Origin of the sequence: Rhodococcus sp. YL-1 (genome assembly GCF_001942025.1) — a bacterium.
Taxonomy (GTDB): Bacteria; Actinomycetota; Actinomycetes; order Mycobacteriales; family Mycobacteriaceae; genus Rhodococcus_F; species Rhodococcus_F qingshengii.
Window position 1 is genome coordinate 1,402,171 of the sequence record NZ_CP017299.1, and the last position, 12,770, is coordinate 1,414,940.

The window sequence follows — 12,770 nt, forward strand, 5'->3', positions numbered from 1 at the left end:
GCAACATGAGCACTCGCATAGCAGTATTCGGCACGGGATACCTGGGCGCGACACACGCGGCCTGTATGGCCGAACTCGGTCACGAGGTCCTCGGAGTGGATGTCGATGCGGCAAAGCTGGAGAAACTGGCAGCAGGTGAAGTTCCGTTCTACGAGCCAGGGTTGGGCGAGGTCCTACGAAACAACATCGATCGAGGGCGACTGAAGTTCACGTCGTCGTACGAGGAAGCCGCAGAATTTGCGGTCGTGTTCTTCCTCGGGGTCGGTACGCCGCAGAAGAAGGGTGAGTTCGCCGCGGACATGGTCTACGTGGATGCCGTGATCGAGACTTTGGCGCCGCTGCTCACCAAGCCCTCGGTCATCTTCGGCAAGTCCACAGTACCGGTGGGCACCGCGGAACGGCTCGGCAAACGCGCGCGGGAACTGGCACCGATCGGTGACGGCGTCGAAGTCGCGTGGAATCCCGAGTTTCTCCGTGAAGGATTTGCCGTCCAGGACACGTTGCACCCGGACCGACTTGTGCTCGGAGTCGATCGAAATGTCCGCGGTCGAGCGGAATCTGTTGCGCGCGAAGTTTATGCAGAGCTCCTCGATGAGGAGATTCCGTTTCTCGTCACGGACCTTGCGACGGCGGAGTTGGTGAAAGCGTCAGCGAACGCTTTCCTGGCCACCAAGATCTCGTTCATCAACGCCATCGCCGAAGTGTGCGAGGCCGCGGGCGCTGACGTCACAGTGCTCGCCGACGCGATCGGGCACGACGTTCGGATCGGACGTCGATTCCTCAACGCGGGAATTGGTTTCGGCGGAGGGTGTTTGCCGAAGGACATCCGCGCCTTCATGGCTCGCGCCGGTGAACTCGGTGCCGACCAAGCACTGACGTTCCTGCGCGAAGTCGACAACATCAATATGCGCAGACGTACACGCATGGTCGAACTGGCGCGGGAGGCATGCGGATCGCTTCTCGGTGCGAGAGTCGCAGTTCTGGGTGCCGCGTTCAAACCGGACTCGGACGACGTTCGTGATTCGCCGGCGCTCAACGTCGCGGGTCAGATTCAGCTCCAAGGTGCTGCAGTGAACGTGTACGACCCAAAGGCCATGGACAATTCGCGCGCGCTGTTCCCGACGCTGACCTACTCGGCAAATGCATTGGAGGCCTGCGAAGGTGCCGACGTCGTCCTGGTATTGACCGAGTGGCTCGAATTCTTGAAGTTGCAGCCGTCCGATCTCGATTCGGTGGTTCGCAACAAAGTGATCGTCGACGGGCGCAATTGCCTTTCCCCCGACGACTGGCGAGGCGCAGGTTGGAACTACCGCGGACTGGGACGCCCGTGAGCACAGGACGTCTCGTCCGTCGCAGCTGATCTATATCGAAATTGATAAAGCCCGGTTCGCCCTCGCGGTCCGACCGGCAAAGACCGCTCAGACCCGCAGTGGACATGCGTGAGCCGAAGGAGACATCAAGATGGAAATTGTCGACTACCTGAAGATATTGCAAGCCAGATGGCGAATCGTCGCTGCTGTAACCGTGCTCGGAATCCTCGGAGCCCTTGGCGCTTCTCTTCTTTCGACGCCCGTTTACCAGGCCTCGACGAGGCTGTTCGTTTCGACGTCGGCGGGTACCTCGGTCAACGAGGCACTGCAGGGCAGTCAACTTTCACAGCAGCGAGTTCTGTCCTACACAAAACTCCTGACCGGCCGAACACTCGCACAGCGGACGATCGACGAACTGGGACCGAGGGTGGTCGGCGGGATGTCGGCTGACGAGTTGGCCTCCAAGGTCACTGCGACGTCGGCGCCCGACACTGTGTTGATCGACCTCGCAGTCAAGGACGCGTCACCGGAACTCGCACGCGAGATCGCGAACACTCTCTCATCCGAATTCGTGGCATTGGCAAAGGAACTGGAGACACCCGAGAACGGCGGAACACCGCCTGCACGTGTGGTCGTCGAACAGCAGGCTCAACAGCCGACTGTTCCGGTGTCACCCAAGACTTCGCGCAACCTCGCGCTCGGCGCAGTGGCGGGACTGGTTGTGGGGATCGCGCTTGCGTTGATTCGTGATCGACTCGACAACACGGTGAAAGATCGTCGAACTGTAGAAGAGATCGCGGGTTCGGCGATGGTGGGCACGATCCCGTTCGACAAGGACGTCGAAGTCAATCACGCGATCGCTTTCAGTGACGGAAGTTCCGTGAGTGCCGAAGCCTTTCGTGAGTTGCGCACCAACCTTCAGTTCCTCGAGGTGGACCATCCACCGCGTGTCATCGTCGTCACGAGTTCGCTTCCCTCCGAAGGTAAGACGACCACGGCCGTGAACATCGCTCTCGTCTTGGCGGAGGCCGGCAAATCAGTGTGCCTGATGGAAGGCGACCTCCGGAAGCCGCGAGTATCGAAGTATTTGGGATTGCTCGGAAGTGTCGGCGTCAGTTCGGTGCTCTCCGGTCAAGCGACGCTGGACGATGTGCTTCAGCCGACTGAGTTCGACGGGCTGACAGTGCTCGCCTCCGGACCGATCCCGCCGAACCCGAGCGAACTACTCGGCACGGACACGGCCAAACATGTTCTCGAGGAACTGCGGGCGCGATACGACTACGTCATCATCGACGCCACGCCGTTGCTACCCGTCACGGATGCCGCGGTCCTGGCCGCGATGTCGGACGGTGCACTGGTGATCGCCCGACACGGCTCCACGAAGTGCGATCAACTGGCGCGCGCGGTCGGAAACCTACAGAGTGTGGGTGCACACGTCCTGGGCACTGTCATCACGATGACGCCGTCTCGCGGACGCAATGCGTACGAGTACAGCTACTACTACGAGTCGGACAAGTCGCTACCGCAGTTGACCGCGGTGCCCGCGCTCAGCGCTCACCGAAGCGAAGTCGGCTGAGCAGCGGGCCGAGGAGATCGGCGATCTCGAGTCCGATCTCGTGAAACACGTTCTCTTCCTTACCCATCGGATCCATGACGTCCTCGGGTTCGGTGGCACGAAATCGGGGTCTGGCGGCGGCGAGGTCCTCGACAGTTCCTGCATCTGCGAGCGAGCCCAACCGTGCGGCTTCTCGAAGTGTGAACGTGCGCTTGAGCCGCGCCGGAGCCAACGCCAGGACTTTGTCTCGCTGACTTTCGGTCATCGTGAGAATGAGGTCGGCGTCCGAGGCCAGCGCTGTTGTCATGCGTCGGGCTTGAAACTCCGTGGGGTCGCCGCCGAGCCCCGCGAGAACCCTCGCAGCAGTCGGCTCGATCGGGTGTCCGACCATCGCCCGGGTTCCGGCACTCGACGCGGTGAATCCGGTGACCCCGGCTTCGGCGGCATAAGCACGTGCAAGGCGTTCGCCCGTGGGTGATCGGCAGATGTTTCCCGTACAAACGAAGAGAACGTGCATGGCAGAAGCATAGGTTGCACACGCGACGCACTCGTCGTATGCCCGATGTTGGTTTCGCGCCCACCTGGCGTACGCGTTTCGGAAAGTTCGGACGCATACCAACAACACATGAAGATGACCGTGTTCGGAACGGGATACCTGGGGGCGACCCACGCAGTGTGTATGGCCGAACTTGGCCACGACGTGCTGGGAGTCGACATCGACCAGTCCAAGGTCGACAAGTTGTCTCGTGGGGAGGTCCCGTTCTTCGAGCCGGGTCTGACCGACATGCTGGAGAAGAATCTGGCGTCGGGTCGGCTGCAGTTCACGACTTCCTACTCCGATGCCGCGGATTTTGCGGACATCCATTTCGTCGGTGTGGGGACGCCCCAGAAGAAGGGGGAGTACGCCGCAGATCTGAGTCATGTTCATTCGGTGATCGACATGTTGGCGCCGTTGTTGCGAAAGCCTTCGCTGATAGTCGGGAAGTCGACGGTGCCGGTAGGCACGGCAGCGGCTCTCGGCGAGCGACTCCGAGCGACTGCGCCGGCGGGTGGCTCGGTAGAGGTGGCCTGGAATCCGGAGTTCCTGCGTGAAGGACACGCGATCGCGGACACCTTGAGCCCTGACCGGTTGGTTCTGGGGATCGATCGTGACCGGCCGGGAAACGCCGAAGGCGTTCTTCGCGAGGTGTATGCCGAGATACTGGACGCGGGGGTGCCCTTCCTCGTGACCGATCTGGCGACGTCCGAGTTGGTCAAAGGATCTGCGAATGCGTTTCTCGCGACCAAGGTGTCCTTCATCAATGCGATTGCGGAGGTGTGCGAGGCGACCGGGGCCGACGTCACGATGTTGGCCGACGCTCTCGGGTACGACGCTCGGATCGGTAGACGGTTCCTCAATGCGGGCTTGGGGTTCGGCGGTGGTTGCCTGCCGAAGGACATTCGGGCGTTCATGGCACGCGCCGGGGAGTTGGGTGTCGACCAGGCGCTGTACTTCCTCCGCGAGGTCGACAGCATCAACATGCGACGACGGACAAAAGCTGTGGAACTGGTGACGGCAGCCTGCGATGGCAGTTTGCTGGGAGCTAACGTGTCGGTGCTGGGAGCTGCGTTCAAGCCCGAATCCGACGATGTGCGCGATTCGCCTGCGCTCAACGTTGCAGGAATGATGCAGTTGCACGGGGCGGCGGTCACCGTTTTCGATCCGAAGGCAATGGATAATTCTCGCCGACTGTTTCCCACCCTTCACTACGCAACCTCCACGTCAGAAGCTTGCAGGAATGCTGATGTGGTCTTGATCGCCACTGAATGGGACGAGTTCGCCTCACTCGTGCCCGCCGATTTGGAACCACTCGTTCGGCGGCGGGTGATCGTTGACGCCAGAAATTGCCTCGATCCGGACCTGTGGCGCTCCGCCGGTTGGAACTATCGCGGATTGGGGCGGTAGGTCGAACGTCCAGGTAGCGAAAAAATAGCTGCGAGAAGGCCTTAGGTGAGATGCGCGAACCTCGCAGACCATGCCCAGTGGGTAGACTTCCGGCCGGGGAATGACGGGGTCTGGTGACGGAACCCGTCGACGGTCGACGAAGGTGGATCATGAACTTGGTTTTGGGTGTGACGGTGGGAGCCAGCGCTGTGCGTTTGGCGCGCCCGGGGACGCCCGACCACAGTGGTCCGGTGTTCCGATCCAGAGCGGTCGATCGAGGCCGCGAGATTCCCGAGGAAGTCGCAGCGGAGGCAACCGGCGTGGCCTTGACCGAGAATGCCGACCTCGGCAGCAATACGGTCGTCGCCTACCGGGATCAAGCGCAGGCCGGAGCACTCCAAACAGCGTTCGAACAGAAAGGCATCGACAACTTCGAGCTGGTTCCCGAAGTAGTCGCGACGCTTCGAATGCTCGAGGAGTCCGGTGCGTTGACCGACCAGAGCACACTCGTCGTCGTCGACATCGGTAGTTCTGGATCGACGATCAGCATTGTGGACAGGCAGATGCGGTCTACCGTCGTCACCGCCCGGTCGACGCGGGTCAGTGGAGATCACTTCGACGAGCTCGTCTACTCGGATCAGACCGTGCGTCGCCGTATAGCTACGCCGGCCGACCCGGGCGGCGATGCCGAACTGCAGGCGCGATGCCGACTCGCGAAGGAACAGCTGTCCTCACGAAGTGCGGTGTGCCTGCCCGGCCCCGGCGGGCTTCTCCTGCTGTCGCGGGAAGTTTTCGATTCGTTGGTCGTCACGTCGGTGGAGGCCTTCGCACGCGAGATACGAGAGGTCATCGCAACGTCCGGCCGTAACCCCGACGCGATTCTCCTGATCGGTGGCGGTGCACGCATTCCGATCGTGCGGGCGACCCTCGCCGCGTGGCTGGAGTGCCCCCTCATCGCGCCCGAGCAGCCGGAACTCGTGACTGCGCAAGGCGCTGCGCTGATCGCGGAGTCGTCGATGACGCCATCGGCGCGCGCGGTATCTGCCCCGGTTCAGGTTCCGGCTGTAGCGCCGATCTTTGCGCCGTATCCGATCCACACCCCGGCGGAGGTACCCGTTCCGGTTCAGGCGTTCAGCCACGGAGGGGTGGCAACGCTCACGGAATCGGAGCGGCCGAATGCCTTGTCCGAAGCCGCTTCCGGTACGAAGTCCGTTCCGCAGGAACAGGTGCCGAGCCCTTACGCGGCGGAACTGCCTCAGCCGCGACCGAACCGACACGAGCAACGATTCGATCCGGCCGCAGATCTCGTGGTCGCCGACAGCGACCAGGCCACGGACGGATTCGGCACAGAACGTGACGCAGACACCGAGGCCGTGATGGTTGACGCCCAGGCGTACTCGGCGATGTACGAAGGCGAGGGACCCGGGGCAGGAACCGCACACCCGTCCTGGCTCGCCGGGACACAACCCGTTGAATCGACATCCAAAGAGCCGAGAAACCCGCTACGGTTCGCGGGCCTCGGCGCCGGTGTGATCGCGGCGATCGTGATCGTGGGGCTGGGATTGGGCTACGGAGGAAAGGTCTTCGATTCCGAGGACGCCGGACCCGTGGCAACCGAGGTGACCACGACGGCACCGACGACCACGACTACCCCGCCGCCTACGACCACAACGACCGCGCCCCCGACGACGACGGAGGAAGCCCCTCCGGTCGTCGAGGCTCCGCCAGTCGTGCAGGACACTTACGTGCCTCCCGCGCCCGCGCCCGCGCCCGCGCCGCCACCGCCGGCGATCTACATCCCGGGGCTTCCGCCGATTCTGTTGCCGGTTCTCCCACCGATTCCCGGACTCTGAGGCTCGCTTTCAGCGTTTGGAGTGTCGGCCACCTGACGTGGGGCCGGCCTTGACCGCGCTACCGGGCGGACGGGCGAGAATCACGGCGATGGCAGTGGTGAGTGGAACCGAAAGCGCCAGGGCTATTCCGCCGACAGCGGACCTTACGATCTCGATTGCGACGGCATCACCGACCAGGACGTCCTGAAGTGGGCGCCCGCTGACGCTGAAGAGCAGTAGCAGTGGCAGCGCCCCACCCGCGTACGCGAGAACCAAGGTGTAGACCGTGCTGGCGATGTGATCACGTCCGACCCGCATCGCACCGCCGAAGACTTTTCGACGGGACGCATGCTTGTCGAGTTCGGCCAACTCGAATGCCGAGGATGCCTGGGTGATGGTGACGTCGTTGAGAACGCCGAGCGAGCCGATGATGAAGCCCGCCAGCAGCAGGCCGGTGATGTCTATGTGCTCGATATAGGTCTGAACATTGGTGTTCTGCTCTTCAGACAAACCGGTGAGGTGTGTCAGTTCAATGCAGAGGTAGGAGAGAACCGCGGCGAGCACCATGGCGGCAAGGGTGCCGAGCAAAGCAGAACTGGTCTTGAGTGAGACCCCGTGCGCCAGATAGAGAACCGCGTACAAGATCACCGCCCCGGCGACCAGCGCAACCGGTATCGCAGGCTTGCCGTCGAGCAGAGCGGGTAGGAGAAACCCGACGACTACGCCGAAGGCGATCACCAGGCCGACGAGTGCGCGCAGCCCTCTCCACCGTGCGACTGCGATGATGACGACGGCGAACGCGATGACGATCAACGCCAGCGGGAGCCCACGCGAATAGTCTTCGAAGGAGTACTGCGTGTTTCCGTTCGGGTCGGTCTGACGCACCAGGCGAATGTGGTCACCCACGCGAAGGTCCGGCTGACCGGCGCCCGGAATGACCTCGAGCAATGTCTTCGTTCCGGCATTCGGCCCGGATTCGATATCGACGATACTTCGCTGGCACTGGTAGGCGGAGGTAGGCGGCGGTTGCGGGGCACCGACGAATACCCTTCCGGCAGAGGAACTTCCGCAGTCACCGAGATCCTGCATCGTGACGGTGCCCGCCTCGGTTTCCACCGAGCTGCCGTCGGCATTCTGGAAGGGGAGTGGGACGGGAATGGTGTTCTTGTCCGGCCACAGTGCGACAGCTGCCGCGACGACGACCATGCCGATGACGACGAGCAACCCGATGACGACGCGTGATGCGGTGGGGCCGATCTGAATGGGGCCACCGTGGCCGTGGCCGTGACTCATCGGAAACTGAGTGTCGGACTGGGGATTTGCACCGGTGCAATGTTATCGGCTCCGAAGCGAATGGTCAGCTTCTGACGGCAGTGTCGGTGAAAGGCAGTGTCGCTGCAAGGCAGAGTCGGCGAAAACCGATGCTACCGATGAGGGGTTGTGAAACTGGGATTGGTCGAGCTGGGTGGCGGGGAACAGGGGGGGTTGTCCCCGCCACCAACCTGGTATCCACAGGGGGGGGAGGGATACCAGGTGCTCGCGGCACCGAAGTGCTGCTAACTAATGTACCCAATTTCAAACCGATTTGGCGCGTTGTCCAACTACCAATTTCACAACGAATCACGTACCGGTTGGACCGTTTTCACATCGGGGCAGGTCACTAAATAGTTAAAGAGTCAATCAAACCGCATGGTTTGCGAAAAATGTGACCAAGGTCGCACAAATGCCCCGCAGTTTTACGTTTACGGGGCATTTGTACAACGAATTGTTTACTCGATTTCAGCCGGATTCAGCGTGAGAATCTACTGTTTGTAACTGGTGAGGAAGTTGCCGAATCGCTCAATGGCCACGGCGAGATCTCGGGCCCACGGAAGGGTGACGATCCGAAGGTGATCGTGATTCGGCCAATTGAACCCGGTGCCTTGAACCATCAGGATCTTCTCCTGGAGAAGCAGGTCCTGAACCAACTTCTCGTCGTCGTGGATCTCGTAGACGTTCGGATCCAGACGAGGGAACGCGTAGAGCGCGCCGCGAGGCTTCACACACGAAACGCCCGGAATCATGTTCAATCGCTCCCAAGCGACGTCGCGCTGCTCGAGCAGGCGGCCGCCGGGCAGGATCAGGTCTTCGATGCTCTGGTGACCGCCGAGGGCGACCTGAATGGCGTGCTGTCCGGGGACGTTGGGGCACAGACGGGTCGACGCCAAGAGATCGAGTCCCTCGAGGAAGCCGGCCGCGTGATCCTTCGGGCCCGTGATCGCCACCCAGCCGGAGCGGTAGCCGGCGACGCGGTAGGCCTTCGAGAGGCCGTTGAACGTCAGGCACAGCAGATCAGGGGCAAGTGTTGCCAGCGAGATGTGCTTGGCGTCGTCGTAGAGGATCTTGTCGTAGATCTCGTCGGCGAGCAGCAGAAGCTGATGCTTGCGTGCCAGATCGACCAACTGCTGCAGAACCTCCATCGAGTACACCGCACCCGTAGGGTTGTTCGGGTTGATGACGAGGAGAGCCTTGGTCTTGTCGGTGATCTTGGATTCGATATCGGCGATATCGGGATTCCAGTCGTTGGCCTCGTCGCAGAGATAGTGGACGGGCGTGCCTCCGGACAAGCTCGTCATCGCAGTCCACAGGGGGTAGTCCGGTGCTGGGATCAGAACCTCGTCGCCGTTGTTGAGGAGGGCCTGCATGGTCATCGTGATCAGTTCGGAAACACCGTTGCCGAGGTAGATGTCGTCGACGTCGAGCTCGGGGAAGCCGGGAACCAGCTCGTAACGCGTCACGATTGCGCGCCGCGCCGACAGAATGCCCTTCGACTCCGAATAGCCCTGTGCATAGGGCAGGGCGGCGATCATGTCCCGCATGATCACATCGGGGGCGTCGAATCCGAACGGTGCCGGGTTGCCGATGTTGAGCTTGAGGATCCGGTGTCCTTCCGCCTCCAACCGGGCGGCATGCGCGTGTACCGGTCCACGGATTTCGTACAGGACGTTCTGGAGCTTCGACGACTGCTCCAGCTCGCGCTGCGGCTGACGGTGGCGGACGGGTTCTGGTGTGCTCACGAGTTACATGATTCCACCACTGTGCAAGTGCATTGTCGGGGACCGTGTCGCACGCCCCGTTGGCTATTGTCGAGCGATGACCCCCAGCGAGCAGATTGCAGCCCCGTACGGATCGTGGACTTCTCCGATCGGAGCAGCTGATCTGGCTGCAGGTGGGCACCCTGTCGAGGGTGGACGATACGTCGGTGACGAGATCTGGTGGGCTGAACTTCGTCCGACCGAGGGTGGTCGGACCTCGATCCGTCGATCTGGTCTCGACAACCAACCCGTCGACATCCTCCCCGCGCCGTGGAACGCGCGTACCAGGGTTCACGAGTACGGCGGTGGCGCCTGGACGGTCACCGAGTCCGGAAAACTGGTCTTCAGTGAATTCTCCGATCAACGGGTGTACATCCTCGAAGGAGTCACCCCACGGGCGTTGACGCCCGAACCGGCGTCGCCGGCCGCGTGGCGATACGCAGACCTGCAGATCGTGAACGGCGAGGTGTGGGCGGTTCGGGAAGCGCACGCGGAGGACGGGGCGATCACTCGCGATATCTGCGCGATTCCGCTGGACGGTTCCGGCAACATCCGCTCGATCGTCGGCGGCTCGGACTTCCTCTCGTCACCGAGGCTTTCGCCGAGTGGAACCAAGATCGCCTGGATCGCATGGAACCATCCGCAAATGCCCTGGGACGGTACCGAACTACGGGTAGCTCCACTCGTCGACGGCGTCGCTCAGGCGTATTCCGTGCTGATCGGCGGACTTGAAGAGTCCGTCCTGCAGCCGGAGTGGATCACCGACGACGAACTCTACGCAATCAGCGATCGCAGCGGCTGGTGGAACATCTATCGCGTCGGCGGCAAGATCAGCCCGATTTGCCCGGTGAACGCGGATTTCGGTGGCCCGCAGTGGCGCTTCGGTGGGCGCTGGTTCGTCGAACTCGGCAACGGGCACCTGCTCACCGCACGCACCGTCGGAACCGACACGCTGGCGGTACTCGACCCGGCGTCGGGGGAACTGCGCGACATCACGATCCCGGGTGTCACCAGCATCGGCCTCATGCAGGTTCGCGGAGATCGGTTACTGCTCATCTCGGGAGGCGCGAAACTGGCGGGCGCGCTACGTGAACTGGACCTCGGTACCGGCGAACTCACCGAAATCCGTTCGTCGGTCGAAGAATTGCCCGAGTCTGCCTATCTTCCGGAAGCGCGAGCCGTCGTGGCTCACGGACACGGGCGAGAAGTTCACGCCGTTGCTTATCCGCCGCGCAGTCCGCGATACAAAGGGCCCGACGATGAACTGCCGCCGTATGTCGCGTTTGTTCACGGTGGGCCGACGGCGCACGTCGCACCGGCCCTCAACCTCGTCTACGCCTTCTTCACCAGCCGCGGAATCGGCGTCGTCGACGTGAACTACGGCGGGTCGACCGGTTACGGACGTGAGTACCGTAATCGATTGCGTGGTCAGTGGGGTGTCGTCGACGTGCAGGACGTCGTCACCGCCGTCAACGGGTTGGCCGAGCAGGGGCTTGCCGATCCGGCCCGCCTTGCCATCGAAGGCGGATCCGCCGGTGGTTGGACCGTTCTGGCCGCACTGACGACGTCCGACGTGTTCGCTTGTGGTGCCTCCTATTTCGGCGTGGCCGAACTGGACCTGTTCGTGCAGGAAACTCACGATTTCGAATCGCGTTACGTCGACGGTTTGATCGGCCCGCTGCCGGAATCTGCCGACCTGTACGCGGAACGTGCTCCACTCAACAACGTCGACGGGTTGAACTGCCCGGTGTTGCTTCTCCAGGGTCTCGACGATCCGATCGTGCCACCCTCGCAGGCGGAGCGATTCCGGGATGCTCTGGTGGCCAAGGGCATTCCGCACGCGTACCTGGCCTACGAGGGTGAATCTCACGGATTCCGCAAGCAGTCGACCATCATCAGCTCACGCAACGCCGAGCTGTCCTTCTACGGGCAGGTGCTCGGATTCACTCCACCCGGCATTCCGACGCTCGAGCTGTGGAAGCCTGCGATCAGTAGCTGACGGCCCCGTGGCTGCGCGCGAAGGCCGCCAGGATCCGACTTGCCACCAGTGACGGGGTCGACAGGTCGGCCCACGTCCACCTCGCGACCTCCCACCCTCGTCACGGAGTCGGTCTTCGCGGAGCTTCTCGTTCCAGAGCGCGTCCTCGGGGCTGCGACCGGCGGGCACCAGTCGGCCGTACTTGACGCGGCCGTCGAACTCTCCGATGGTGCGCTGCTCACGCCCCAGGAAGTCGACGCGGCCGGCGAACCCTCGAGCGTCGTGGATGTCGACCTGGGGTTCGGGGAGCGGTAAGTGTTCGTGCAGGAACAATGCGAGGCTCCGTGATTCACCGACGCTTTCGATACGGGAGTCCATCGCGGTGAGCGCGTGGAGCGCATGTCGATGGCGCGGATTGTTCGGGCTGAGTGCCAGCGATGCTGCAACCGCGTCCTTGGGCAACCTTGAACGGTGCAACGCTGAATTGCCCACGACGAGAGCCTGTTCGAAAGTGAGTGTCCTCGCGAGATCCGCAACAGTTCGTGCCGGAGTCGTGACGCGCAGCCCATCGACTTCGGTGATCTCGTTGTCCGCCAGCCATGTCGAGTGCACGTGACGTCGAGCGGACTTTCGGCCACCACCTCGCCGGTTCCGGGACAGGTGAACGACCTCGAGCGGAGTGTTCCAGAGTTCGAAACCGTGCAGAACCGCAGCCGAGACGTGGCTGACAGTGGCACCGGGTGAAGCGGCGCAGGCCACGGCCTCTGCCCGTAATCGATGTCGTCCGTATGCGTCGAGGCGGGACAGGTGGCCGCTGTCCACGTACGCACCACGATGGATTCTGGCCCAGGTTCCACTAGCGCAGGCCTGTCGGATCTCGGCATCGGTGCGACCGATCGACAGTTGGTCCGGCCTGCGGATGATATGTGTCTGTTCCCCCATGTCGATCGATCTTGCTGTGCCCGGCGCTGGAAAGGAAGCCGTGACCCCGGGGGTGTGGATAGCCGTGAGTGAACACCACTTGTTTACAGCTCGAACCGGTTTCGCGTCGCTGGAGAGGGTGTTCGGTATGGGAAACGGTGGCAGGTTCCCGGTGT

The 12,770-nt window shown here is 62.5% G+C and carries 9 protein-coding genes; 5 read left to right on the plus strand and 4 right to left on the minus strand.

Translation table 11 applies throughout. From position 1 onward, the window contains the following. The first annotated feature begins 5 nt into the window (after positions 1-5). Together BH682_RS06600 and BH682_RS06605 are read left to right on the plus strand one after the other, a co-directional pair. Complete coding sequence (locus tag BH682_RS06600) at positions 6-1,331, plus strand: UDP-glucose dehydrogenase family protein (RefSeq protein ID WP_075832481.1); 1,326 nt, start codon at positions 6-8, stop codon at positions 1,329-1,331. Positions 1,332-1,461: 130 nt separating this feature from the next. Then, positions 1,462-2,886: a polysaccharide biosynthesis tyrosine autokinase gene (locus tag BH682_RS06605; protein WP_075832483.1), complete on the plus strand. Its 1,425-nt coding sequence runs from the start codon at positions 1,462-1,464 to the stop codon at positions 2,884-2,886. Here the strand turns inward: BH682_RS06605 and BH682_RS06610 are convergent. Further along, entirely contained in the window at positions 2,858-3,382 is a 525-nt protein-coding gene (locus BH682_RS06610) for an arsenate reductase/protein-tyrosine-phosphatase family protein (protein WP_075835178.1), read from the minus strand. The genes BH682_RS06605 and BH682_RS06610 overlap by 29 nt on opposite strands. Before the next feature lie 108 nt (positions 3,383-3,490). Here BH682_RS06610 and BH682_RS06615 point away from each other — a divergent pair, with 108 nt between their 5' ends. After that, on the plus strand, positions 3,491-4,810 hold the full coding sequence (locus tag BH682_RS06615; protein ID WP_007726649.1) for a UDP-glucose dehydrogenase family protein: 1,320 nt from the start codon (positions 3,491-3,493) through the stop codon (positions 4,808-4,810). 149 nt (positions 4,811-4,959) lie between these two features. After that, positions 4,960-6,642, plus strand: coding sequence for an Hsp70 family protein (locus tag BH682_RS06620; RefSeq protein WP_223304620.1), 1,683 nt, complete (start codon positions 4,960-4,962; stop codon positions 6,640-6,642). Positions 6,643-6,651: 9 nt separating this feature from the next. On the opposite strand, the gene BH682_RS06625 is transcribed toward BH682_RS06620, so the two are convergent. Together BH682_RS06625 and BH682_RS06630 are read right to left on the minus strand one after the other, a co-directional pair. Next, on the minus strand, positions 6,652-7,914 hold the full coding sequence (locus BH682_RS06625; RefSeq protein ID WP_003943628.1) for a YibE/F family protein: 1,263 nt from the start codon (positions 7,912-7,914) through the stop codon (positions 6,652-6,654). 509 nt (positions 7,915-8,423) lie between these two features. Then, entirely contained in the window at positions 8,424-9,677 is a 1,254-nt protein-coding gene (locus BH682_RS06630) for a pyridoxal phosphate-dependent aminotransferase (protein ID WP_003943683.1), read from the minus strand. 76 nt (positions 9,678-9,753) lie between these two features. Here BH682_RS06630 and BH682_RS06635 point away from each other — a divergent pair, with 76 nt between their 5' ends. After that, positions 9,754-11,694 (plus strand): S9 family peptidase, encoded by a 1,941-nt coding sequence (locus BH682_RS06635; protein WP_058227559.1) that lies wholly within the window; start codon positions 9,754-9,756, stop codon positions 11,692-11,694. On the opposite strand, the gene BH682_RS06640 is transcribed toward BH682_RS06635, so the two are convergent. After that, the gene (locus BH682_RS06640; RefSeq protein ID WP_223304621.1) at positions 11,596-12,615 is read right to left on the minus strand and encodes a hypothetical protein; all 1,020 of its coding nucleotides are present in this window, start codon (positions 12,613-12,615) and stop codon (positions 11,596-11,598) included. The two genes, BH682_RS06635 and BH682_RS06640, sit on opposite strands and share 99 nt — an antisense overlap. Positions 12,616-12,770 lie beyond the last annotated feature (155 nt).

Excerpts from the sequence above, each read along its gene's own strand:
- BH682_RS06600 (WP_075832481.1), top strand. The coding sequence starts at position 6 with ATGAGCACTCGCATAGCAGTATTCGGCACGGGATACCTGGGCGCGACA.
- BH682_RS06605 (WP_075832483.1), top strand. The coding sequence starts at position 1,462 with ATGGAAATTGTCGACTACCTGAAGATATTGCAAGCCAGATGGCGAATC.
- BH682_RS06610 (WP_075835178.1), bottom strand. The coding sequence starts at position 3,382 with ATGCACGTTCTCTTCGTTTGTACGGGAAACATCTGCCGATCACCCACG.
- BH682_RS06615 (WP_007726649.1), top strand. The coding sequence starts at position 3,491 with ATGAAGATGACCGTGTTCGGAACGGGATACCTGGGGGCGACCCACGCA.
- BH682_RS06620 (WP_223304620.1), top strand. The coding sequence starts at position 4,960 with ATGAACTTGGTTTTGGGTGTGACGGTGGGAGCCAGCGCTGTGCGTTTG.
- BH682_RS06625 (WP_003943628.1), bottom strand. The coding sequence starts at position 7,914 with ATGAGTCACGGCCACGGCCACGGTGGCCCCATTCAGATCGGCCCCACC.
- BH682_RS06635 (WP_058227559.1), top strand. The coding sequence starts at position 9,754 with ATGACCCCCAGCGAGCAGATTGCAGCCCCGTACGGATCGTGGACTTCT.
- BH682_RS06640 (WP_223304621.1), bottom strand. The coding sequence starts at position 12,615 with ATGGGGGAACAGACACATATCATCCGCAGGCCGGACCAACTGTCGATC.